The sequence below is a fragment of the Microbulbifer hydrolyticus genome (assembly GCF_009931115.1).
GTDB lineage: Bacteria > Pseudomonadota > Gammaproteobacteria > Pseudomonadales > Cellvibrionaceae > Microbulbifer > Microbulbifer hydrolyticus.
Genome location: NZ_CP047491.1, coordinates 333,237 through 357,230 on the forward strand (window position 1 = coordinate 333,237; position 23,994 = coordinate 357,230).

22 protein-coding genes and 1 tRNA gene are annotated in these 23,994 nt (G+C 55.3%); 9 read left to right on the forward strand and 14 right to left on the reverse strand.

Translation table 11 applies throughout. The features are described 5' to 3' along the window. Positions 1-38 precede the first annotated feature (38 nt). From GTQ55_RS01425 to GTQ55_RS01435, 3 genes are all read left to right on the forward strand, one after another. A complete protein-coding gene (locus GTQ55_RS01425) occupies positions 39-389 on the forward strand; it encodes a helix-turn-helix domain-containing protein (protein WP_161857116.1) in 351 nt (116 codons plus the stop codon). 121 nt (positions 390-510) lie between these two features. Next, positions 511-2,400: a DEAD/DEAH box helicase family protein gene (locus tag GTQ55_RS01430; protein ID WP_161857117.1), complete on the forward strand. Its 1,890-nt coding sequence runs from the start codon at positions 511-513 to the stop codon at positions 2,398-2,400. 5 nt (positions 2,401-2,405) lie between these two features. After that, positions 2,406-3,200, forward strand: a complete 795-nt coding sequence (locus GTQ55_RS01435) for a hypothetical protein (RefSeq protein WP_161857118.1) — start codon at positions 2,406-2,408, stop codon at positions 3,198-3,200. Positions 3,201-3,367: 167 nt separating this feature from the next. On the opposite strand, the gene GTQ55_RS01440 is transcribed toward GTQ55_RS01435, so the two are convergent. Continuing rightward, on the reverse strand, positions 3,368-4,072 hold the full coding sequence (locus GTQ55_RS01440) for an antitoxin Xre/MbcA/ParS toxin-binding domain-containing protein (protein ID WP_161857119.1): 705 nt from the start codon (positions 4,070-4,072) through the stop codon (positions 3,368-3,370). Between the two features lie 587 nt (positions 4,073-4,659). On the opposite strand from GTQ55_RS01440, the gene GTQ55_RS01445 reads away from it, so the two are divergent. Next, complete coding sequence (locus tag GTQ55_RS01445; protein ID WP_161857120.1) at positions 4,660-5,190, forward strand: hypothetical protein; 531 nt, start codon at positions 4,660-4,662, stop codon at positions 5,188-5,190. 550 nt (positions 5,191-5,740) lie between these two features. Here the strand turns inward: GTQ55_RS01445 and GTQ55_RS01450 are convergent. Then, positions 5,741-6,877 (reverse strand): site-specific integrase, encoded by a 1,137-nt coding sequence (locus GTQ55_RS01450; RefSeq protein WP_161857121.1) that lies wholly within the window; start codon positions 6,875-6,877, stop codon positions 5,741-5,743. A 682-nt stretch (positions 6,878-7,559) separates the two neighbouring features. On the opposite strand from GTQ55_RS01450, the gene GTQ55_RS18085 reads away from it, so the two are divergent. Then, positions 7,560-7,748, forward strand: a complete 189-nt coding sequence (locus GTQ55_RS18085; RefSeq protein ID WP_161857122.1) for a helix-turn-helix transcriptional regulator — start codon at positions 7,560-7,562, stop codon at positions 7,746-7,748. Between the two features lie 15 nt (positions 7,749-7,763). Here the strand turns inward: GTQ55_RS18085 and GTQ55_RS01460 are convergent, their stop codons facing one another. The 9 genes from GTQ55_RS01460 to GTQ55_RS01500 form a co-directional block, all read right to left on the reverse strand. Then, positions 7,764-9,002 carry a tyrosine-type recombinase/integrase gene (locus tag GTQ55_RS01460; protein ID WP_161857123.1) on the reverse strand — a complete coding sequence of 413 codons (1,239 nt, stop codon included), beginning with the start codon at positions 9,000-9,002 and terminating at the stop codon, positions 7,764-7,766. A gap of 401 nt (positions 9,003-9,403) precedes the next feature. Next, positions 9,404-9,479: transfer RNA gene (locus GTQ55_RS01465), tRNA-Phe, on the reverse strand. Positions 9,480-9,589: 110 nt separating this feature from the next. Beyond that, positions 9,590-9,871, reverse strand: a complete 282-nt coding sequence (locus GTQ55_RS01470) for an oxidative damage protection protein (RefSeq protein WP_161857124.1) — start codon at positions 9,869-9,871, stop codon at positions 9,590-9,592. Between the two features lie 43 nt (positions 9,872-9,914). Continuing rightward, complete coding sequence (gene mutY / locus GTQ55_RS01475; RefSeq protein ID WP_161857125.1) at positions 9,915-11,039, reverse strand: A/G-specific adenine glycosylase; 1,125 nt, start codon at positions 11,037-11,039, stop codon at positions 9,915-9,917. 72 nt (positions 11,040-11,111) lie between these two features. After that, entirely contained in the window at positions 11,112-13,226 is a 2,115-nt protein-coding gene (locus tag GTQ55_RS01480) for an AsmA family protein (RefSeq protein ID WP_161857126.1), read from the reverse strand. Positions 13,227-13,379: 153 nt separating this feature from the next. Continuing rightward, positions 13,380-14,540 (reverse strand): lipase family protein, encoded by a 1,161-nt coding sequence (locus GTQ55_RS01485; RefSeq protein WP_161857127.1) that lies wholly within the window; start codon positions 14,538-14,540, stop codon positions 13,380-13,382. A gap of 30 nt (positions 14,541-14,570) precedes the next feature. Beyond that, the gene (locus GTQ55_RS01490) at positions 14,571-15,053 is read right to left on the reverse strand and encodes a DUF6795 domain-containing protein (protein ID WP_237567767.1); all 483 of its coding nucleotides are present in this window, start codon (positions 15,051-15,053) and stop codon (positions 14,571-14,573) included. A gap of 233 nt (positions 15,054-15,286) precedes the next feature. Further along, complete coding sequence (locus tag GTQ55_RS01495; protein WP_161857129.1) at positions 15,287-17,413, reverse strand: TonB-dependent receptor; 2,127 nt, start codon at positions 17,411-17,413, stop codon at positions 15,287-15,289. Positions 17,414-17,527: 114 nt separating this feature from the next. Further along, entirely contained in the window at positions 17,528-17,818 is a 291-nt protein-coding gene (locus GTQ55_RS01500; protein ID WP_161857130.1) for a hypothetical protein, read from the reverse strand. A gap of 146 nt (positions 17,819-17,964) precedes the next feature. Here GTQ55_RS01500 and hisB point away from each other — a divergent pair, with 146 nt between their 5' ends. Genes hisB through hisF form a run of 4 tightly spaced genes read left to right on the forward strand, consistent with a single transcriptional unit; the run spans position 17,965 to position 20,782 of the window. Then, positions 17,965-18,552, forward strand: a complete 588-nt coding sequence (gene hisB / locus GTQ55_RS01505) for an imidazoleglycerol-phosphate dehydratase HisB (RefSeq protein WP_161857131.1) — start codon at positions 17,965-17,967, stop codon at positions 18,550-18,552. 23 nt (positions 18,553-18,575) lie between these two features. After that, entirely contained in the window at positions 18,576-19,220 is a 645-nt protein-coding gene (gene hisH, locus GTQ55_RS01510) for an imidazole glycerol phosphate synthase subunit HisH (protein ID WP_161857132.1), read from the forward strand. Positions 19,221-19,249: 29 nt separating this feature from the next. Further along, positions 19,250-19,993, forward strand: coding sequence for a 1-(5-phosphoribosyl)-5-[(5-phosphoribosylamino)methylideneamino]imidazole-4-carboxamide isomerase (hisA, locus tag GTQ55_RS01515; protein WP_161857133.1), 744 nt, complete (start codon positions 19,250-19,252; stop codon positions 19,991-19,993). Positions 19,994-20,020: 27 nt separating this feature from the next. Continuing rightward, on the forward strand, positions 20,021-20,782 hold the full coding sequence (gene hisF, locus GTQ55_RS01520; protein WP_161857134.1) for an imidazole glycerol phosphate synthase subunit HisF: 762 nt from the start codon (positions 20,021-20,023) through the stop codon (positions 20,780-20,782). Between the two features lie 113 nt (positions 20,783-20,895). Here hisF and GTQ55_RS01525 read toward each other — a convergent pair whose 3' ends face one another. The 3 genes from GTQ55_RS01525 to GTQ55_RS01535 all read right to left on the reverse strand — a co-directional run bounded on the left by GTQ55_RS01525 (position 20,896) and on the right by GTQ55_RS01535 (position 23,975). Then, on the reverse strand, positions 20,896-21,141 hold the full coding sequence (locus GTQ55_RS01525; RefSeq protein WP_161857135.1) for a DUF6316 family protein: 246 nt from the start codon (positions 21,139-21,141) through the stop codon (positions 20,896-20,898). Positions 21,142-21,270: 129 nt separating this feature from the next. Continuing rightward, on the reverse strand, positions 21,271-22,668 hold the full coding sequence (locus GTQ55_RS01530; RefSeq protein ID WP_161857136.1) for a S41 family peptidase: 1,398 nt from the start codon (positions 22,666-22,668) through the stop codon (positions 21,271-21,273). 161 nt (positions 22,669-22,829) lie between these two features. Beyond that, complete coding sequence (locus tag GTQ55_RS01535) at positions 22,830-23,975, reverse strand: murein hydrolase activator EnvC family protein (protein WP_161857137.1); 1,146 nt, start codon at positions 23,973-23,975, stop codon at positions 22,830-22,832. Between the last annotated feature and the right edge of the window lie 19 nt (positions 23,976-23,994).

The following is a 23,994-nucleotide window of genomic DNA, read 5'->3' on the forward strand; positions in this document are numbered from 1 at the left end:
TGTTGCATAACACTAAACACTGCGCTATCGTAGATACCATGAGTAAATTTGGTGAAACTTTGCGCAATCTGAGGGTGGCGCAAGACTTGGGGTTGCGGGAGGCTGCTGTTAAAGCAGGGATCTCGCCTGCCTATTTGAGCAGGATTGAGCGAGGTAAAGAGGGGCCGCCGAGCCCAGAAGTTATCAAGCATTTGGCTCGGGTAATGGCTGCAGACCCCGATGTCCTGTTCCGTCTATCCTCTTCAACTGACCCTGAAATGGTCAGTTACATTAATGAGCAGCCCATATTGATGTCTCTCTTACGCTATATCCAGGACTCGGGGTTCAGTGAGGCTGAAATTAAAAAATTGCTTAAGTCAGCAGAAAAAATAAAGAAAACTAGCGAGTAGGCTGAGGTCGAAGTTTGACAGTTCATCTGCGGTCATGCTTCTGAATTTAACGAGTTCAAACCCATAGCTAAAGGCTGCTGTCGTTTGAGCATGAAGAAATAAAATAACAAGGGGAATCTTAGTGAGTAATAGTCAGGTCGCCAGGCACAGAGATTACGTCGAAAAACTTCTGCATGAAAATGTATTTGGGCACCAGCGAAGGGCAGCAAAAAATACATTTAGTGCACTGGGACCTGACTGTCGGTCGGTAATTATGGCTGCAGAGATGCAGTCTGGTAAGTCTGGCGTTGCGCTTGCTCTCGCTTGTCTTCAGAGAAATAGTTTGTCTGATAGCGATATCGTTGATCAGTCTAAGTTGAGGGACACAATGTATGTCCTGACCATGCCAAACACAGACTTGCTGGCTCAGGCGAAAGAAGACCTGAAGCCCTGCATGAATGCGGTAGTGACCAATTTGGTACATTTTGAAAATGACCTTGAAAAATATTTCATCCGCCACGATCCGAAGCTGATAATTATTGATGAGTGTCATTATGGGTCAGGTGAAAGTGCGGTCCGCTACGAAAAGTTGTTTGAGTATGTGGAGAAGAAGAACAGAGAGTGTTCTATTGTCTTTATATCTGCAACACCACTTAGCGCACTATTAGCTGCGGAAAATGAAGCGGTTCTCCGGAAGGATTTAAATACCAAGCTTGTTTTCCATAAGGCAAGCGATGAATACCTTGGCATTACGAACATGTTAAACCAGGGTCAGGTTATTTCTCTAAACGGAAGAAACCGCAATCTCCTAAATAAGTCTCCCGCTAGGGACAAATTTTTGTCTCATGTTAAGGATTCAAAAAGCGAAGGCTGGGCCTTGATTCGCGTACCTTCAGGAGCTGCGATGGATGCAAAAAAAATGCTCATCAAGGAGGGTTTTGAAGCGGAAAACATTTTCATCTTGGGGTCAAGCCTGAGCGGTGTTCCGGCAAATGAATTGATAGATATTGACCAGTTCAAAATCCATTGTCAGCAGGGAATGCTGTTTGGAAAGAAGGTGATTGCTATTACGGTAGCAGGCGTGCGTGCTGGGATAAATTTCGGCCAAGAAATGAAAGAGAATTTGCTAGCTTCGTGGGACAGTACAGTTTCCAGTGTGGCGGCTATCGTGCAGGCGAATATTGGGCGCGCATGCGGTTACCACGGAAATAGTAATGCGCTTCACTTTACCAACATGTCTGGGGTGAAGGCGTATGCAAGGATCGTTGCTTTCTTAGAGGAAAATTGTACGACGCATGCTACTGATGATATGGAGGGGCTGAGGGATGAGTTTGAGCGCATTTGCGCAGATAACGATATTCGAGGGCTGGATGCTGGAGCACGGATAAATAAGGGGAGGAGCCGAAAGGGCAATAAATCTTTATCTGAATATAAGGCCTACCATACTGATAGTTACTTAGTGGTGCCAGGCCGGTTAACTGAAGATTTTGACTACTCGCAGTATACCGATGACCCGGAATATCTTGAGTCCATAAAAGTAGTGCGAGATACCCTGATAAGTGGCGGGCTTATGGTTAAAAGCTCTAGGTCTCTACCTCCAGGATCAAACAGTATAGCTAACTGGGTAAACGGAGATACTTTTTCAAATCCGGAGAAGGCTATTGCGGGCGGCCCAGTTTTCGAACGAGTTGGTCGATTTACCACGCAATTGGATTTTGAACACGACGTCAGGTTTAACGATATCGTCCCGGCTGGCGGTGGCGTTGATATTAATCAGCGGTCGATCGCGGTATTCGTGTTTAGTGTTTACAATGAATCGCGCCGGGATGTTGAAAAAAAGGTCATGACTATTTCTGACGTTCATGAAGTATCAGATGCCTACAATGTTGAAAGCGATGATACCGTTCTTGTTCTTTTCAAAAAAGGCGAGTTCAGTCAGTCTCTAACCGAGGAGTATATTGAAATTAAGCTTGAAGAGGAAAATAAGAGTAGAATTGTCGAAGAAAGCAAATTTCAGAGAGATTATTCCTAATATTCATGATTGAACTGGAGCAGGAAGTATATTCGAGGATCGTACCTACTAGTGTTCGAGATGTGGGTAGATGCTATTACTGTGGATGTGAGGCTGAAGCATGTTTCGATGATTTTGCGCCACCGAAGTCTAGCGTTTCTTTTTACCTAAACTCTGGTGAAAACTGTTCATTTGCAGTAATACCCTCGTGTAAAGAGTGCCATGGTTTTTTGCAGCCATGTAGAGATGGATTGCTTGAAATCAGGAAATCGTTTGTCAACAAGTGCATAAAGAAAAAATATAGGAAAGCGCTTAATATTTACGAGCGGTGGAGTGAAGAAGAGCTCGAAAATTTGAGTAGAACCTTCTCTGAAAGTGTCAAGGCCGGGATTCGGCTAGGTGAGGAGGCCTATTTGCGCCTTAAATTTCCTGGGTATGAATATGAAATCGACGGCACTGTGTTTCATGCAAGGCGGAGGAGTGTTGAACTATTTACCGTTTTCGGGGAAGAGTTCGACAATTATAGAAATGCACTTCAATTTGCCGCTAGAACATACCGTATCAACATTAATGTCCTTAAGGAATGGCTAGTCGAACATGTAGCAAACTTCGACGAGGCAATAAATGCTTACTTTCGCCATGTGGAGGAAGAGAAGCTTAGAAAGAAAAAGGACAAGCTATGCCTTGAATTTGCTAAAACCTATAAACAAAATAGCAATTTTGTGAAAGGGGCCTTGGACGCATATATGGATGCCAATCCATCGCTTTCTATGGAAGAGTGTCTGCAACTTATTTATAAAGAAAGAGTAAAAAAAGCTTAATTTCAGAAAACGTGATTTTCCAATATGGTGCTGCCCAAGTTGCTCGGCTGAAATAATCCAGATAATGCTCAATTTATTGATGATGTGTTTTGCACTCTGGAGGTCGTCCCATTCAAAGGCTACAAGATCGGTTTTCTGAATCCAATTTGTGTATTGCGTGCATTTTCTTATCCACCAAAATCCCCCTGCTCAATCCGCTTTAATAAGGCAATAACTTTTTCTCGCCCGCCGTTAGTGGGAAGCAGGGCTGCTGGTGGGCACCCAATTGCCGGGACACGAGTTACAAACCAAAGCTTGGCTTTTTCCTCGCTCGAAAAGACCCTTACTGCGAGAGTCCATACATCAAGCAGCTGGAGAATTTTCTCAGTATTTTTCTCAACCGCACAATGATGAGATTCGTTATCTGTCTCGGTGGCAGAGAGCCATTCGGTGTCATCCTGATCAGGAACAAATCTGGTTGCGGGGCTTGCCTTGGTCTGTTTCTCAAAAAACAGGTCCCTCCCAGAAAGCTGCTGATCAAGGTAGCCACGGACCATGTACATCCCCAACATGCCATGGCGTTCCACAATCTCTACAGGAGTCAGTCCATCGAAGTACTTATTTGGTTGTGATACCCATTGATACACAAGATCCCTGTTGCCAGGAAACAGTAAGCGCAGAGATTTATGGATGCCCAGCAGGATGCTGACACGCTCTAGCTTGTCATAGTCCGAGGCAAAATATCCCCGGGAGAGGTACTCGTTCGGGTCAATGGGACTCTCAGGATCAAGACCGAGCAGGCTCAGTCTCTGGTGAGTGTTTATCTGCCAATGATCGAAGAGCTTGAACAGCATCCTGCCAAGCCATCCCCTTTCCTCGGGTCGTCCTTTCATGAACGTTCTTCCTCATTCTGAAGATTCTGCAGGTTAGGTTTTTCGCTTTCTAGCCTATACTCCGGCCAACAAATGACCTCGACCAATATAGAGTCTTTGCTCATCCAATCACCTCTACAAACACAGGTATACCAGTCGCCGCTTTCAGGCATCGAACAACCGCTACTATCAGCCAGTACTACGCAGTATGGTTGATCCATGAATTTGAACTGGTACAACAGAGACATATGACCGCAGTTAGTAGGGATTCTCTGAAAATCCTGTATCTGTACTGGCATTTTGAAAAAGGTAGCGTCAGCTAGCAGGTCGTGTCCTTTTTCACGTAGGGCGGTACGAAGCGATTTTCTGATTGTGGATAGCATGATCTTTCTCCTGTTAAGAGAGGTCACGATATCCCCAATTGAAAAAATGCAACCCTCCCGGTTTCGAGGCCTTTGGTTCCTAGCTAAAGCATAGTGATACGGCTCGTCCACCCTGTAGATCCGCGATATAGCGCACCTCGACTACAGCTGGAAGTATGCTAAAACGACGACCAGATATGAGATATAGTGGCTCCTTGACTATGAGCCAGCAGGGAGTGCTATTACTTGAAATCAATTGAAATGCTAGGCGTAGGGCTGCGCCTGGTGGGTGTCTATGGCCTGATCCAGTCAATCGGCTTTCTAGTCGAAATCTCGCAGTTCGTCGCTATCTACTGGTCCGGAGAGTACACCCAGCGCTTGAGTGGCTGGTACCTGTTACAGGCGGTAGTCTTGTTATTGATGGTGTTCGCCTCGCTTGTGTTGGTGAAGTTCCCGGCTACCGTTGCCCACTGGCTGCTGCCTACCTCCAGCGCACCCGGCACATCACTGTCGCAACCAGCGGAGGACCTCCAGGCCATCGGCCTGACCTTGTTGGGCTGCTTCCTCCTGAGCTATGCCATTCCGGACTTTGTCTCCAGTCTCTACCTTTGGCATGCGGCTGCCTCTGTTTCCGGACCGGTTGCCATTGCGGACGAGGATGTACATATGGCGAACCTGCTAAATGGCGTGATCGAACTGGGCCTGGGCTTACTACTGATTTTGCGTGCCCGCGGCCTCAGTCAACTTTTCACCCGGCTCCGCTATGGGGCTACCTGAGTTCGGCATTCGGGCAGGGCGCCGATGCAACCGCGGTTGCCAAGGGGTAAGAAGATTCTGAGGGTGTGTTGTGTGAGTCGGTATGGCCATCCCTGGCCTTATCAATGTCCACTGATCGACGCCACAAGTCCTTGGCAACCGCCTGTCTTGAGCGCAGCTTGCCGGCCCAAGAGCTTGTCTTTAAGGGCCTTCTCTCGTTGTGTCAGGGGCCTCTGCGCAACTGGTTTCCAGAAGGGATACAGCGGTTGACTGTTTGGGCGAGGTGGTGTTTAGATACGGAGCGACGTAGCTCCATTGTCCATAATATTCCGCAATCTCGCGAGCGACTGTTTTGTAAACATATGCTGTTGTGGCGCTGTATGTATTCTCAATTTCCTCCCATAACCACAACATGTGCTCGAGCTCCCAGGCTTTAGGTCTAGTGTGGAACTTGCGCAGTACCTTTTCTGCGATACGCATCATTAGCTTTTCCCGGTTTAAGTTCGTAGTGCGCCGCTTACCTCGTCGGTGCCGAATTATCGTACCGATGTCACTTTTTACATGCTGTAAACTAGTTCTCTGACTCATTGCGCTCTCCTCGATAGCTTCCGATATAGATTGATACGACTTGCATGCGCCTATGTCCGAGCTCATGGGTGATAATCTCTCGGGCACGTTGATCAAGCTTTTTTTCGGCTAGAGGGTGACCAAATGCACGGCAATTGACGGGGCTATAGTGACTAGTCAGCTCTAGATAGCGCCTGGCAGCATACTCGTGCCGCAAGCCATGGATGGTTAATCCATACCTATCTTTGAGAACGGGTAGCGATTCATTTTCGACCATCTTCATGAGTCGCTTTTTGGTGCTGTCTGCGGGTATGAAGGAATAATTTGGGCCAACAAATTGTCGGCAATGACAAAGCCAGTCATAAATAGCAGCTGAGACTGGGATAAGTCTTGCGACCTCTCGCCCGCGGCCGCCTTTCGTGCCATAGATAATGTCAATATGCCCGGTGGCTCTATATTCTTTGAGTGCACCTGGAATATCGAAACATACAGCCTCTTCTAAGCGCATTCCGCAGTACACGATAAGACCTATGATCCCGTGAACCCTTGGTGTTAGAAGGTCTCTCGTTTCCTTGATGATGTTCTCGGGCTGTATGTATAGGTGTGTTTCCTGTCGGACATTACGACGCCGACTGCGAGTAGACCCTGATGGTGAGACACTTCTCCACTCTCCATAGGTGATCGTTGACATCAGCGAGTTGATCGCGGAAATCAGCTTCTGCAGGTATGCGGCTTGGTACTTCTGGGCAATGGATGCTGCGAAGGCTTCTAGGTGCTTCTCCTCGAATGCCCCAACATCATAGATGGCATGCTCTTCACGCATGTAGCGGCTAAATTTCTTGAATGCAGCAATGTAACTCTCTTTTGTCCGCGCACCGATGTCACGCTTTTGATAGCGCTTTCTAAGTGCTGCCTTAGCAGCCTTCACGGGCGAGTCGCCCCAACCACGATTTTTCCCATAGCTCATGAGATGTCTCCTGACACTGACTTTGTCTGAAAAGGGGAAGGGCTCAGCGTGCATAACGGCCAGGATGGTTAGCGGTTTCGCCGCCCATTGGCGGCTGCCGAAATCAGCACGTGAGAAAAAGATCGCCAGGAGTACTGCATTAGGCGAATGTGCATGCTTGCTGTCGATGTACAAATCGAGGCTGCATGCCATGTGAAAAAGGGAGGGCTTCTCAAGCTGGCTGGTCAGGCCAAGCGTCCCTAGAGGAATTGGACCTTATCATGCCGAAAGCATGATGTTATACGTGCTCATTTAGAAGCTGAGCTAACACAACGCAGCACCGCTGCGTTTAACGAAACTTAACGAAATTCAATTCGTTATCTTTCTACCTATTGTGTAGCAAACACAAGGTCTGTAGCAATCCTACCTATAAAACCGTTTCTGTCTAGAGGCGATAGGAAATTTTTTTTCGGTGAGAGTTCACGAGAAGATCTGAGAAGTTGTCTGATCGGGACAGAGAACACTGGCTAATCAAACACGCATAACCTTCATCTCTGAAGGTGCGGAGTTTCGCTGTCGAGCAGAATTTGTACTGCCAGGGATTTGAAGATTGTCATCAGTATTTAAGATTCGTGATTGGACATATGATGTGGGGCGGAAAATATTTGTACTGTTTATTGGTGGGGTTGAAATTCACTTCCATTAGTTTTTAGGTGGGATTTTGGGCCGATCGGACGTTACCAACCGCCTATATGACTGGCAACGTACCCCTTAGGGGCGATTCGCCCTCAGAGAGGGGCTCTGGCCCGTCTCTGGCGCCACCAGAGGATTGGCGGTTGTGGTATCTATACCGTGTAAAGCAACTGAGGGTAGTGCCATGAATCAGAATGATGAAAACCGACTACTGCGTCGGTCTGAAGTAGCTAAACTTCTCGGCATCGGCGAATCAACGTGGTCTCGTTGGGTTGCAGAGGGTAAGGCGCCACGCGGGATTCGTCTCTCGTTACGGGCAGTCGCATGGCGATACTCCGACATATTAAAGTTCATAGAAGAACGAACGGACTAAGCGAGTAAGCATACTTCAGCTTGCTGAGCTTTTGAGGTGATCTAGGTAGTCAGCCCAGCGTTGCATCAAGACGCGGCGTTCGGGTAGAAATGTTGTGCGATTGTAAGCTCGACCGAGCGAATCACGCACGCGATGCGCAAGTTGCGCTTCGATGAGCTCTACTCGTTCGTGAAGTATTTCATCAAGCAATGTGCGTGCACTTGCCCTAAATCCGTGTGCGCTATGCTCCCGCCTTTTGGTGTGGCTTTTTTGGCTATTAATTCGATCTTTGTAGCCGAGTTTTTCTAAGGCACGATTTAGCGACTCTGGATTCGCGTGATTTTGGTGGTCGCGTTGACCGCGAAACACGTACGGTAGGTGACCAGTGTAGGGATGAATTGTTCTAAGTAGATCGATTGCCTGCCGTGACAGGGGAGCTAGGTGATCCATTTTATTGCTTTTCCCTTCCTTTTTATCTTGCCAGGGAATAATCCAAAGAGATTCTTCCCAATTGATATTTTCCCAGCGCATTTTGGCCAGCTCGACCGGACGCTGAAAAACCAGCGGTGCGACCTGCAGCATGGTACGGATGACCATAGACCCCCGGTAATTGTCGATCGCGCTAAGCAGGCGCCCGAATTCGACCGGCTCCACAATTGCCGCATGATGCTCGACCTGTTTCGGTGGCAGCACGCCCTGAAGTACCGCAGCCGGATTGTGGCGGGCGAGTCCGGATTGAACGGCAAACCTCAGTACCTGATTCAAAACTTGGCGCGCATTGTGCGCTGACTCCAATGCACCGCGGCCTGCAATCTCCTGTAGGAGCTGTGCGAGTTCAAATGTCTCAATCTCGGTAATTGGGCGTGATCGCAAACGCGGAATCAGATCATTGTCCAGTAGCGCCCGCCGCTTCTTCCGTGTCGACGGTGCCCAGGTTGGTTCACGGAGTTTGTACCAGTGCTCGGCCACCTGCTCGAATCGATTATTCTGGATTTGAAATTTCTCCCGTTCTTTTTGTTCACGCCAGGTGCGGGGATCGATCCCATCTGCCAATAGCTCCCGGTAATGCTCGCGAACTGCACGGGCCTTTTTGAGGGAGACGGCGGGGTAGGTGCCAAGGCCGATGTCGCACCTTTGCCCCTGCCAGACATAGCGGAAGAGCCAGCGTTTGGTGCTACTGGGGAGTACTTCGATCAACAGGCCTTGACCATCGCTCTTTCTGTACTTTTTATGCTCTGGTTTCAGAGCCTTCAATTTGGGGTCTGTCAAAAGCATGACGCTTGCCTCTTCTGTGCTTGATCTGCCTGCCGGGGAATTGTTGCCTTGCGGCAATGCGTACCTGTCGCGCAGAGGTGCATACTGGCAAGGAACCGGTAGGGCAGGTGCGGCGAGCACCGGGGATAGAGGCGGCGCTCGCCTACGGCGTGATCGGAGGACGGATGCTTGAATTTGGCGGATTGGCGTAGGGTAACAATTCGCGCTAACGCCCATGCTATAAGGGCTGGAAGCCGATTGTGTGGGTACGAAATTGCGGAAAGGCGCTGTAACCACACCTGTAACCACAGATTGTGGGTATACAGGGAGTGGATGTGAGTCGTTCTGAGAAAACAAAAAAGCCAGTAGACCTTGCGGTTACTGGCTTTTGAGCACATCGGAGAAAATCCGATAAAAGTAGATGGTGCCCAGAGGCGGAATCGAACCACCGACACGGGGATTTTCAATCCCCTGCTCTACCGACTGAGCTATCTGGGCTTTGCTGAATCGGGGTTGTCCCCGGCAGCGAGGCGCGTATTAAACCTGCTCTTCCGGGGGGAGTCAACCCCTTGATTGATAAATAGTTTTTGTGGTTTGTGAGTGGTCGCTTACTTGTCGCCGTCTTGCTCCGGCACAAAGCCTTCGGCGTCATCGTAGTCTTCGCCGCTGAAGAACTTGCTCATCTGCTCGGCCAGGTAGGCGCGGGAGGAGGGTTCCATCATATTCAGGCGCTTTTCGTTGATCAGCATGGTCTGGTGGGCCATCCACTCCTGCCAGGCCTTGGCGGAGACGTTGTCGTAAATGTCCTGACCCTTGGGCCCCGGGAAGGGCGGGTTGGGGAGGCCTTCCAGTTCTTGCTGGTATTTGCGGCAGAAGACGGTGCGGGACATGGGTTCTCCTATGTGTTTCGGGGCGCCTTGTATAAACAGAGCGTCAGCAGGGAGCCAGTAGTGGTTCCTTGAGCGCGACCAGCTGTTTCACCAGCCTGGCGATGGGCGCCGGCAATCCGAGGTCCTGAGCGGACCTGGGTCGGTCGAGCTGGCGCAGTTTATACCAGCCACTGGGTCCTTCTGCCACCTGTGCGGGCTTGCGTGGCAGAGTTATCCACACCGGGTGTATATCCAGGTGGAAGTGGCTGAAGGTGTGGCGCAGGGCTGGCAGGGCCTGAATCTCGCCGGGATCGAGATCCCGGGCTGCCAGCCACTCCTGGGCACTGGCCTCACCGCCGTCGTCCCCTTCCAGCTGTGGCGGTATCCACAGGCCGCCCCAGATGCCGGTGGCAGGGCGCTGCTCCAGGTACAGTTCGCCGTCGTGCTCGAGCAGTAACAGGGTGGCCTGGCGTACCGGCTTTTCCTTTTTCGGTTTTTTGCCGGGGTAGTCGGTGGGGTTGCCCTGGGCGCGGGCGATGCAGTGGTTAGCGAACGGGCAGCGCTCACAGGCGGGCTTGCTGCGGGTGCACAGGGTGGCACCCAGGTCCATCATGGCCTGAGTGTAGTCCCCAGTGCGTTCTCCGGGAGTGTAGCGCTCGGCTATCTCCCACATTCGATTTGCCACGGCGGTCTGTCCGGGCCAGCCGTCGATCGCGTGAATCCGGGCCAGCACCCGTTTGACGTTGCCGTCCAGGATCGCCGCTTGCAGGCCCATGCTGATACTGGCAATGGCGCCGGCGGTGGAGCGGCCGATGCCGGGCAGCGCAGACAGGCCCTCGACACTTTGCGGAAATTCGCCGCCGTGCGCATCGACCACCGTCTGCGCGCATTTATGCAGGTTGCGCGCGCGCGCGTAGTAGCCGAGGCCGCTCCAGTGGGCGAGTACCCGATCCTGGCTGGCAGCGGCTAGCGCCTCTACCGTAGGAAAAGATTCCATGAAGCGTTGGAAGTAGGGAATGACGGCGGTGACCTGGGTCTGTTGCAGCATGATTTCCGACACCCACACCCGGTAGGGGTTGATGTCCTGCTGCCACGGCAGATCGTGACGGCCGTGCTGATCGAACCAGTCAAACAGGGTTTTCTGGAAGCGCGCAGGCGTCTTGGGCTTGATGGTGGAATTGGTGGGCATGTGTATAAATGAAAAGTGGGCACCGCGAAGGGTGCCCATGCTACCGGTATACAGGCGCGATAGGTAGCGCGATCAGTCGTCCCGGTTGAACAGGCCTTTGAATTTGTCCTTCAGCTTGTCCTTCAGTTCTTCGGTCTTCTTTTCCACCTTGTCACCGTACTTCTTCTCGGCTTTGTACTTCAGCTCCTCGCGGATCAGATCATCCAGGCGACGACTGTCGGGCTTGCAGGTGGTGGCGCCGGCCTCGCTGAACTTGGCTTTGCAGCGCAGTGGCAGGGCGCGATTGCGCCAGCGCTCGTTCTGCACGGAGCAGCCGTTGCCAGAGGTCTTCTCGCCGACCAGCGCCAGGCCAAGGGCAAAGTCGAAGTCCTGCTGTTCGAGGTTGACGGTGCCATCACCGGTCAGGGCGATGTTCTCGATGCCGGCATTGATTCCTTCCACCTTGGCCACGTCACCATTCAGGTTGATGCCGGCGCGCAGGTCCTGCAGGCGTGTTTGCTGGGGCCATTCCCGCTCGGGCATCGCGGTCTTCTCCGCGTAGCTGACCAGCTGACACATGCCTTTTTCCAGATTGAAGGGAGACAGCGCCAGTTCCGCGGCGTTGAGCTGTACTGCGGCGCGCAGGTTTTTCTGCAGGGCGAGGGTATCGGCACCGCGGGTCTGGCCTACCCAGGTGAGGTCGGTTTTGCCGGACAGGGTTACCTTTTTCTGGTCGGCGGCTTCCGGTTCGTCGCTGGCAAACAGCGCTTCCTGTACCTTGGAGATCTCGACCCCGCTGAGGCCGCCGCTCAGTTCTCCGCGTGCGGAATCCCCGCGGGCATTGAAAACACCAGTGCTGTTCAGGGTGCCGCCGTAAAGGCCGGCGGCCAGTTTGTTCAGCTGGTAAAGGCCGTTGTTTACGTTGACTGCCAGCTCCGGTTTGTCGATTTCGAAATCCAGGGCGTGTAGTTTTTTCAGGGTCAGATCCAGTTTGGCGTTGAAGCCGCGCATGGATTCCAGCGGCAGTTCCACCGGCTGTGCCGCCGCCACATCCGCACTCAGCTCGTCCTGTTGTGGTGCCGCGACTGGCGGTGGCAGGTAGTCATCGACATTTAGTTCACCACCATTCAGGGTGAGCGATACGCTGGGTACCGCCTTTGCAGAGGTGCTGGCCTGGTAGCTGGCGCTGCCATCAAAGCGGTTACCGTCCAGTGTCAGTTGCAGTGGTTCCAGAGACATCTGCTTGTCGGTGCCGCTTATATCGGACTCGATATGCAGTGTTTTCAAGGCGCTGCTGCTCTGGGGTTTGTACTCGCTGCCCACCGCCGCGAGCCAGCTGGTAATCGGCTCCACCTCCACATTCAGGTTGAGCTGGATCTGCCAGGGCGCATCTGCCTTGGCGTGGCGCACGTTACCGCGCAGATTGATCTCGGCCTTCGCGCCTTCGGCACTGGTGAGTTTGATGTTGGCAGGTTGCAGGCGCAGGCCGTGCAGACCGTCGTCGATGGCCAGGGTGCTGCGAATATCCAGACTGACCGGCTCGGGGAGGTCGCTGCCCGCCAGTTCGGCGCTCAGGCGTACGTCACCGGGTTTGCCGCCGGGCACCAGATTGTCTGCGGTAATACGCAACTTGTTGATCGCGTATTCCGTGCCGGCTTGCCTGTCGGTGTAGCGCAGCACGCCGTCTTCAAGGCGCAGTTTTTCCAGCGCCAGCTCCAAACCGCCAGAGGTCTGCTTTTCCTCTTTGGGAATATCCAGGGGTGGCGGGGTTTCGCGTTGCTGCTTTTCATCCAGCTCGGCTTTCGCTTCCATGGCGTCGGTGATCAGCTCCCAGTTGCCCTTACCGTTCTTGTCCACGGTCAGAGCTACCTGCGGGCCGAGCAGTACGATCTCTTTGGCTTCGATGCGCTTGTCGAGAAGCGGCATCAGCGCCACGCCGACGGCCACCTTGTCCGCTTCAAGCAGAGATTCACTCGGCAGGGCCAGCGGCGCCAGTTTCACGCCTTCGAGTTTGAGCGCGACATTGGGCCAGATCTGCCAGCCGATATCGCCGTCGAGGGTAAGGGCAATACCCTGCTCGGCAGCCAGCTGCACGATCTTGGGTTTGTACTGATTGGCGTCGACACCGGAAAGGAACCAGGCGACAACACCGGCGAAGAGAGCAAAAAGAATAACGAGGGTGATAAGTCCGCGTTTGATCCAGGCCATACAGGGCGCATCCTTATTCTGGAAATGGCGAGAAGGGGGCAGCGCCCGGAACCCGTGTTGCGGACGCTGCGGATGCGACTATTGAAGCAGTTGCCGGTCAGAAATGAAACCTCGGAGGGCGCTGTGCATGAAGGGGCGCGCCGGACCAGGTGATCAGTGATCCATGTGGCGCCCGGCACGCAGCACCAGTTCAGACACGGCGTTGTGCATGCGGATAAAAATTGTCCGGATCAGTGCGATGGTGATGTTGCTGCCGTCGGTCACCACGATGCCGATCAGTCTGCCGAGCCGGATCAGCAGTCGCGTGACCCAATGGGAAACCTTCTTGCCAAAATCGTGGGCTTTCTTGAGGAAAATCGCCAGCTGGTCCATCAAGGTAAATGTCGTGGACCCTCCGAGTACCAGCGCGATCCCTGCCAGCTCGACCACTTTTTTCAGCACCCACATCACCGCTTCTGCGGCTACCCAGGCGGTACTGAGGGTGAGCGAAAGCGGGCCGTCTGATTCGAGCCAGCTCTGAATACTCCGCTGAATGGGGGTCGGCGGCCGCTTCTTTCTCACCAGCGTCCAGTTGTGCTTCTCCTCGGTGCCTGACAGGGAAGCGATGTAATTGGCCATTTTATGGTATTCAGCCGGGTTGAGTGCCGCACTGGAGTCGAGCAGCAGGTCCCCGGGGCCGCTATCGGGGACATGCATAAATGGCCAGGTCGGCACCATGGGGACCGGATCGGTGCGGTGATACACGCGGAAGATGTTTTCACTTCCCAGGCGTCGACGGGCGCCGTCAGAGAAGAAATTCAGGCCCACGCGGGGGCTGCCAAAGGTGTACAGATTTACGGCCCGACCGCTTTTCGCTTTCAGGTAATCCGCGGTCAGCGTGGCGAGAGCGCCACCGAGGCTATGGCCCACACAGTGAATGGTGTGGATATTCTCGGGAATATTGCTGACGAAGCGATCCAGATCTGGAAGGAATGTCTGAAACGCGTAATAAAACCCCTGGTGGACCAGTCCTCCGGTTTTGAACTGTTTCAGGCCTGCGTTCAGATCGGTGAGCGCATCGTAGCCGTTGGAGGTGCCTTTCAGAGCAATCAGGGCCTCCCCTTTGCGCTGCTTGATCCCGGTGGCTGCGAGTCCCAGTGACTGCTCTTTCTTCAGCAGAATAAAAGCGCCGGTCTTGCCGCTCAGGTCGCTGTCCGTATCGAAGTTGAACTGGTCGGAATAGAGATCAAAAAACAGCTTGCGAGTATTTTTGTTTTTGATCAGGTAAATATCATTGGCGATATTGGCGCTGAGCTCTGGAGTAAGGTGTGCCACGTGAATTCCTTTTCAGCGTAAATGGTAGAGTCAGTTTTCGTTTTGCCAGGTGCAGCGTGTTCCCAGAATGGAGCCGAAAGCCCGTTGGGTTTTTGATTCGTCGGTCAGTTCGCAGGTGAGGCGTAAGGGCGAACCCTGCATTTCACTGTTGAACTCTGCATCCCGCTTTGCGTAATTCCAGATTTCGTACTCCTCACCCTCATATTGCACCGTCACATACTGCGCCGCGACAAACTCCATGGGGAAGGCTTTGAGAAGGTGGTTCTCGAATTCCGCGGGAAGGGTGACACGGCCATTGTCGTCTGCGGTGAACTGGTCGGTGTGCTCTTTCTTCCATTCGATAGTGCGGGTAATGGTTGCGCCTTTTGCGGGCTCACCCTTGAACAGAATGGAGATTTCCATTTCGGAAAAAGTGCAGGCTTTCAGTGGATTCATTTTCGACATGGCAGCTCCCGGCCAGGGCAGTGAAAGAATCAGAAGTGCTGTGATCAGGATGATGAAAAATTTTTGCACCGATTCCTCGTCCGTGATTTTAGGTTCAGCTGGTGATTGTAAGGCGAAATGCGCACATGTCGAGAGGTGAGTTGTCGGATGGTTTAGGTGGTACTTTCGTGCAATGCATTATCGTTTGTACTTTGGGGTGGAGAGTGCGGAAGGTGGGGAGATTTCAAGGCGAGGAATTAAAGGGAGATACAAAAATGCCCGCGCAATACCAGTCGGCGTTGCGCGGGCAGGATTAACGCGCGTTAGAAGTGGAGGCGCACACCTGCTTCAATACTGCGTCCCGCTTCCGGCGCGAAGTCGCGCAGCAGGGAAGTCGCGTTGCGGATCTCTTCGTCCAACAGGTTGCGGGCGTTGGCGAAGACGACGGCGTCGTTGCCGGCCAGCTTGAAGTTGTACTGCGCGGTTAGGTCCATGCGGGTGTAGGCGTCGGTAGTTTCTTCAAAGGCGCCGGGGCGCTGCTGGGCGGTGGCGTGGGTGTTGCGCCATTGCCAGTTCCAGTTGGCGTAGTCGCCACCCAGTGCAAAACCATAACGCAGTGGCGGCAGGCGCGGCACTGACGTCGACTGGCCGGGGATGCGGTTGTCGAAGCTCGCGCGCACGCTGTCACCAAACAGGGTCAGGCTCAGGCCGCTGGCGAGCGGAAACTGCACCGAAGCCTCGGCGCCATAGAAGGTGGCGTCGCGGTTCTGGTAACCGTAAATGGCGAACTCGCTTTCCTCGTCTTCCAGGCCGGTATTGGCGGCATAGATGTAGTCACCGATGCGGTTGTAGAACACATTGGCTTCCACTTTGGCTGCATGCCAGCCACTGGCATCCTGGTTGTGATGGTGGTAACCGAGCTCCAGGTTGACGGAGTTTTCCTTGTCGAGATTTGCGTCGCCGATCAGGTAGCGGGACTCCGCCAGGTGTGCGCCGTCGGCAAACAGCTCTTCCGCGACCGGCGCGCGCTCGGCGCTGGTGAGGCCCACACTCAGGTGCTGGTGCTCGGCAAGGAAGTACTGCAGCGCACCTGACAGGGCGACCAGGTTGAAGTCTCGGTCGCTGCCGTATTCCGGATCAATGGTGACATTTTCCAGGCGTGCGCCCAGGTCCAGGTGCCAGTTTCCCCACTCGCGCTCTTTCATGCTGAAGGCGCCGATGCTGTCGGTGATGGACGGGCGAATGAACGCCTCCTCGCCAATCGCCGCGAAGTCCTTGCGGGACAGTTGCAGGCCATAGGCGCCACGCCACTCACCGCCGGCGTCGTGCGTCACTTCCACGCGACTTTCCCAGGCGTCGTTGGTGAAGCGGGTGCCTTCATGGAAGTGACCGTCGTGTCCCTCCAGCTCCACATGCTCGTAGTTGTTGTGGCCGAGGCGGAAGCTCACCTTGTCCCAGTACTCGCTGTTGAAGCGGTGCTCGCCTTTCAGGTCGTAACGGGTCTGGGCCAGATCAATGCGCACCGGTTCGGCGCCGTGCTCTTCATGTTCATCGTGCCCCTCTTCCAGTGTGTGTTCGTCACCCTCGTCCTCGTGATGAACGTGCGTGCCGAGGGGGATGCCGTAATTGTTTTCCAGCCGATTTACGGACAAGCCAGCAAAACCACTTTCGGTCACCCAGGACAGGCCAGCACTGCCGCTCTTGGCGCGCGCGCTGGTATTGCCCACAAAGCCGTCGGTGTTGAACGCCTCTTCGTGCTGTTCGACTACCGCGTGTTCTTCGTGGTCCTCGTGGGCATGGATAGCGAGACCGGGGATACGGGTGTTGCCGTTCTCCCGGTAGACCCCGTCCAGGTACCAGGCCAGGTTGCCGGCACCGCCCTGCAGGCGGAATACGCCAGCGTCCTGGCTGTTGGCAGTGTCGTGGCGCATTTCAACCGCGCCGTCCATCTGTTCCGGCACCGCGGTTGGGATACGCCCATCGATCACGTTCACCACGCCACCGATGGCGCCGCTGCCATAGCGCAGAGTGGCAGGTCCGCGCAGGATCTCGATACTCTCGGCCAGCAGGGGCTCGATGCTGGCGGCATGGTCAGAGCTGGTGTTGGAGGCGTCGGCGGTATCCAGGTTGTCGCTCAGCACCTTCACCCGGTTGGCACTCTGGCCCCGAATCACCGGCAGGCCCACACCGCTACCGAAGGCGGCGTTGGCCACGCCCAACTGGCTGTTGAGGGTCTGGCCCAGGGTAGAGGCGGCCGCCTTGCGCAGCTCGTCGCCGCCCAGTACGGAAACCGGCGCCGCCACCGCGTCTGCGGGCTTGGCCAGAGGCGAGACGGTGACATTCACCTCCTCGATGGACTCATTGGTGGTGGCCTGGGCGGAAACCGCGGAAGACACAGCAGAAGACAATGCGCAGGCAACGGCCAGCGCCAGAGTATTTACTCGGTACATTTCGAATTATTCCTGTCAATCACGGGCAGCGGCCATCCACAAAGGCCGGTGCCGCAATACATAAGCGTTAGTACCGCTAACCCGGTCGTTGTAAGTCTGGGTTGGCGGGCGTGATCAGCTGAGTGACAGGAGTGCGGGCGGGCCGCGGGCGGACTGGCGTTCCGGCTGGCAATCGAGGGCCACCGGGGCCTGCTGCTCGATATACAGCGGGGCCAGGTCTTCGGTAGAGAAGGTAAATTCACTGCCCACGGGCGCGGGCGTGTGGTTGTGGGACAGCTCGCACAGCTCGTGCGACTTGTCATCGATATGGATATGCTCCGCCAGCACCGGCTGCGCGAGCATCAGCGCGAACAGCAGTACAAGGCTGACCCACACGGGGGTCTTGTGGCGGGGGTACATAGTCATGGGGCGTATGATATTTGATCTTTGCAGCGAATCAAGTTTCATCTGACACTATCGCCCAAATTCCGGTGCATTTGGGCGTATAATTCGCGCCTTCTGTCCCAGCGGGGCCATTGCATGCCCCAACCGTCATCAAGGATGTAAAGCCCATGCGCACCGCCAGCGTCACTCGCGACACCCTGGAAACCAAAATCAAGGTCAGCGTCAATCTCGACGGCAAAGGCACCGGCAAATTCGACACCGGTGTGCCCTTCCTCGAGCACATGATGGACCAGATTGCCCGCCACGGCATGATCGACCTGGACATCACCTGCGATGGCGACACCCATATCGACGATCACCACACGGTGGAAGATATCGGCATCACTCTCGGCAAGGCCATCACCGAAGCCGTCGGCGACAAGAAAGGCATGACCCGATACGGCCACAGCTACGTCCCCCTGGACGAGGCGCTGAGCCGTGTGGTTATCGACTTCTCCGGCCGCCCGGGCCTCACCCTGAATGTGCCGTTCACCCAGAAGCGCATCGGCAACTTCGACACCGAGTTGTTCTATGAATTCTTCCAGGGCTTCGTCAACCACGCCCTGGTCACCCTGCACATCGACTGCATCCGCGGCTTCAACGCCCACCACCAGATCGAAACCGTGTTCAAGGCCTTCGGCCGCGCCCTGCGCATGGCCCTGACCCCGGACCCGCGCATGGAAGGCGCCATGCCCTCCACCAAAGGCGTACTGTAAAGTCAGCAGGAGGAGCCAGCACCATGCAGAAGATCGTCGTCCTCGACTACGGCATGGGCAACCTTCACTCGGTTGCCAGCGCCCTGCAAAAAGTCGCCCCCGGTGACCAGGTCGTTCTCGCCACCACCCCGGAACAGGCCGAGGGCGCCGACCGCCTCATCGTTCCGGGCGTTGGCGCCATCCGCGATTGTGTGGAGGGATTCATTCGGCCGGGCTTCGTGCCGCTGCTGAATCAGTGCATCGAATCCGGCATGCCCATTCTCGGCATCTGCGTCGGCATGCAGATCATGATGGCGCGCAGCGAAGAAAACGGCGGTGTCGATTGCCTCGGTATCTTTCCGCAGCCGGTAAAGTTTTTCGGTACCGATCTGCATGAAAACGGCGAGCGATTGAAGGTCCCGCATATGGGCTGGAATCGCGTGTACCAGAAAATCGACCACCCGCTATGGCGCGATATTGAAAGTGGTAGCCGCTTCTATTTTGTGCACAGCTACTATGTGCCCGCGGAGGGCAACGACGCCGTTGCCGGCGAGACCGACTATGGTGTTCAGTTCGCATCCGCGATTACCCGAGATAATATTTTCGCCACCCAGTTTCACCCGGAAAAAAGTGCGGATGCAGGCATGCAGCTGCTGAAGAATTTTGTCGGTTGGAACGGCAGCAATTAATAAAAGCTGGCAACAGGAAGTTAAACAAAATGATCGTAATCCCGGCCATTGACCTTAAAGACGGCGAATGTGTGCGCCTGCGTCAGGGTGAAATGGAAGATGCCACCGTCTTCTCCGACGACCCCGTCGCCACCGCCGAACACTGGCTCAACCACGGTGCCAAGCGACTGCACATTGTCGACCTCAACGGTGCCTTTGCCGGCAACCCTGTCAATGGCGATGCCGTCAATGCCATCGCCCGCCAGTTCCCACAGTTCCCCATCCAGATCGGCGGTGGTATCCGCGATCTCAAGACCATCGAATGGTATCTGGACGCCGGTGTCAGCTGGACCATTATCGGCACCGCCGCGGTAAAAAATCCCAAGCTGGTGCGCGAAGCCTGCCGTGAGTTCGAAGGCCATATTATCGTCGGCCTCGACGCCAAAGACGGCCTCGTGGCCACTGAAGGCTGGGCCGAGGTCTCCGACGTAAAGGCCACGGAACTCGCCAAAGAATTTCAGGACTGCGGTGTTAGTGCCATCGTCTACACCGACATTGCCCGTGACGGCATGATGCAGGGCGTCAACCTAGAGTCCACCATGGACCTCGCCCGCGCTGTGCAGATTCCGATTATTGCCTCCGGCGGTGTCAGCAGTATCGAAGACATCGAAAAACTGCTCCAGGCAGGCGACGGCAAAACTGAAATTTTTGGTGCCATCACCGGTCGTGCCATCTACGAAGAAAAGCTCGATCTGCGCGCTGCGCAGGAACTGTGCGACAACTGGACCAAGTAATTAAAATTAGGTAAGCGGAACAACTCAATGGGCCTCGCCAAACGCATTATTCCCTGTCTCGACGTCGACGCCGGCCGTGTGGTCAAAGGTGTTAATTTCGTCGACATCCGGGACGCCGGTGACCCGGTGGAAATCGCCCGTCGCTACAATGAAGCCGGTGCCGACGAAGTTACCTTTCTCGACATTACCGCCACCCACGAAGGCCGCGACACTACCTTGCACACCGTGGAAAAAATGGCCTCCCAGGTATTTATTCCTCTCACGGTTGGTGGTGGCGTGCGCGAGCTGCAGGATATCCGTAACCTGTTGAATGCAGGCGCCGACAAAACCGCAATCAACTCCGCCGCGGTATTCAATCCGGACTTTGTGCGCGAAGCCGCCGACCGCTTTGGTAGCCAGTGCATCGTCGTCGCCATCGATGCCAAACAGGTAGGGGAAGGCAAGTGGGAAATCTTCACCCACGGCGGGCGCAAACCCACCGGTATTGATGCGGTGGAGTGGGCGAAAAAAATGGACAGCTACGGTGCCGGTGAAATCCTGTTGACCAGTATGGATCGTGACGGCACCAAGAACGGATTCGACCTGGCCCTTACCCGCGCCATCTCGGACGCTGTCACGGTGCCGGTGATCGCCTCCGGTGGTGTGGGCAACCTGCAGCATCTCGCCGACGGCGTGCTAAAGGGGGGTGCCGATGCCGTACTCGCCGCGAGCATTTTCCACTTCGGCGAATACACAGTGGGCGAGGCCAAGCAGTTTATGCAGGATGCCGGCATCGAAATGCGGATCTGATTACGGTGAGGCAGCCTGGCGTGAGCAGTTTGATATAGGCCGGCTGGCGGGGGGCAGAAACCTGTCGGGCTAAGTCGCGAGCATTCCCGCGTTTTTTTCCTTAAATCGGTATTTCAGAATTTGTGCGCATTATGCCAGCGCCGTGCGCGCAGACTGCCAAACGGGCGTACATTGCCGGTATATTTCTTGAGTGGGTTGAGGAAGTTGTCTACCGCGTTTTGCGCCTCTTCACGGCAAGTGTAGGGGCCGAAGGTCCTGCCTCCGCGCACGGTGAAATACCAGTCGTTATCCAGTTTGAAAAAACGATCTGCGCGAGGTGGGATGGATCCTCCCTGTTCGCCACGACGATACTGCTGCATGACAACCTCCCACCGCTACATCTGATACCACTTTCGCCGTTTCCACCGCTGGGTGTTCAGCATCGGAAAACCGCACCCAATTAAAAGACTAGCCAATAATCGGGTGCCGGCCTCTACATCTGGCTGAATTTACAGGTCTTCAGCGCGAATCTGCGCAACTTGATCCTTTTTCGCCGGTGAGCTGCTTTCCTCGCTGCCTTGCGGGGCGCGGCGAACATAAAGGTTCAGGCCTTTGAGTACATTCAGTGCTTCAAATACCTGGTTGTCGCGGCTGTACCAGTCGTCCTGACCGGCCTTGGCTTTCTTGCGATCTTCTGAACCGCTTTCCTTGCCGCCATTGCCATTACCCAGATGCCCGGCCAGGTCCGCTTCGGTGGTGCGCGCACGACCATCCAGGCGGGTGACCTGCACGCGTTCCACGGTGATATCCGGCTTGATGCCCTGAGCCTGAATCGAACGCCCCTTGGGCGTAAAGTACAGGGCCGTGGTGAGTTTGATCGCGCGGTCTTCGTTGATCGGGATCACCGTCTGCACTGAGCCTTTGCCGAAGCTGTCGGTGCCCATCACTACGGCGCGACGATGGTCCTGCAATGCACCAGCCACGATTTCCGCGGCGGAGGCGGAGCCGTCGTTAATCAGTACCACCAGCGGTGCACCGTTGGTGATGTCACCGGAACTGGCGGAGTAGCGCAGGTTGGAGGATTCGTTGCGACCCTCGGTGTAGACCACCAGACCGTCTTCAAGAAATGCGTCGACAACTTCCACCGACGACTGCAATACGCCACCGGGGTTGTTGCGCAGGTCCACCACCAGGCCCTTGAGCTCGCCTTCCTTCTTGAGCTTTTTCATTGCCCGCATCAGGTCGCCACCGGTATCCAGCTGGAACTGGCTGATCCGCAGGTAGCCGTAGCCGTCTTCGAGCATCTCGCCACGCACACTGTACACGCGCACCTTGTCGCGCTTGACGGTGACATCGAAGGGCTCCTTGTGCCCCTTGCGGCCGATGGTCAGGACCACCGACGAGCCGACCGGGCCGCGCATTTTTTCCACCGCCTGGTCTAGGCTCACACCGCGCATGGATTTTCCCGACATGCGCAGAATCACGTCCCCGGCGCGCAATCCTGCGCGCTCGGCTGGAGTGTCGTCCATCGGGGTAATGATGGTGATGTAGTCGTCTTCGATGCCCACCTCGATACCCAGGCCGGCAAATTCGCCGGTGGTATGGGCTTGCAGGTCGTCGAAGGAGCGACTGTCGAGATAGGCGGAGTGCGGGTCCAGCCCCTGGAGCATGCCCTTGATCGCGTATTCCAGCAGGGTGCTGTCGTCCACTTCATTGACGTAACCCTGGCGGATCTGCTCGAACACTTTGGCAAAGCTGCGCAGGTCTTCCAGTGGCAGGCGGGATTCGGCTTCAAGCGAAGTGCGCTCGGCACTGTCGCCTTGACCGCCCTGGCTGAGTCCCATCAGCGGCAGAGCGGTGAGAGCTGCGGCACCGATCACGCGGGCCACCATTTTCGGGGTGAACATAGTCTGCACGTCCTTGGCATTTATCGTTACTGTCCAAGAAGAATTGTAGACCCGGCACTCCCTAGGGGTTTGAACTTGGCGGGGAAGTAAACTGGCGTGTGTGCGGAGGGAATATAAAGTGCAAAGGGATCTGTGCTAGGGCGGGGCGCTTGAGCGCCGGCTCAGCCCCGGCACCAGATGGTCGGATCCTGCGGTTTGCCGTGGCGGCGAATCTCGAAATACAGGCCCGGCTGGCTGAGGCCGCCGGTATTTCCCACTTTGGCGATGGTGTCACCGCGCTCCACCCATTCACCGATAGCGCGGGTAAGGGACTGGTTGTGACCATACAGGCTCATGTAGCCGTCACCGTGGTCGAGAATGATCAGCATGCCCTGGCCGCGCAGGTAATCGGCAAACACCACCCGGCCGCGGTGAATCGCATTGACCGGTGCACCTTCGTTGGCGCGAAGGGTTATCCCGGTCCAGGTGATGCCGTTGGCGCGGCGCTGGCCGAAGGCATTGGCGCGGCGGCCGCTGGTGGGCCACTGCATGCGCCCGCGCTGCTTGGTGAAGGGGGTCTGGTCGCTGGGGTTGATCAGGCTGGCGATGGCGCGGCCGACCTCGTCCACCAGGCGCTGCAGTCGGCTGCGGTCGCTGTGTAGCTGGTTCAACTCGCCGCTTTTGCTGGCGAGCTGCTGTGCGAGTTTGTCCAGGGTGCGCTGGCGGCTCTGCTGGGCACTTACCAGGGCGCGGCGCTTGTCCTCCAGCTGGCTGCGCTCACGGGCAAGGGTGTCCTGCTCACGCTGGATGCCGGAGCTGACGGTGCTGAGCTGGCTGAGGGTGCTGACGTAATCGTCGATGACGCGGCTGCGTTGTTTGAGGAAGTAGTCGTGGTAGCGGAGTTGGCGGGCGATGTGCTGGGGATCTTGCTGGTTGAGGAGCAGTTTGATCTGCTCCTGGCGACCGAGTCGGTAAGCGGCGGCGACTTCCTGCTCGACCCGCCGCTGCATACTTCGGCGGGATTCCTCCAGCTGTTTTTCTTCCCGCTTCAACTCCTGCAGCTTCTCGCCGCGGCTCTGCATGTCCGACTTGATCTTGTCGATCCGCTGCAGCAGCTCCGAGATGTCTTTCTCGTTGGATTCCAGGTCCTTGAGCAGCTGGTCGCGGTCGCTTTTGACCTGGTTGAGCTCCTGCTGCAGGGACTCGATACGTTGCTTGATTTCCGCCAGTCGCGCCTGCTGTTCTTCGTCCGCCGCCTGCGCGAAGCAGGCGGGGACCAGTAGCAATGAGGACAGCAGGGCTGCGATGACAACTGCAGAAATTTTCATGGAGACTGTTTTACCTCGT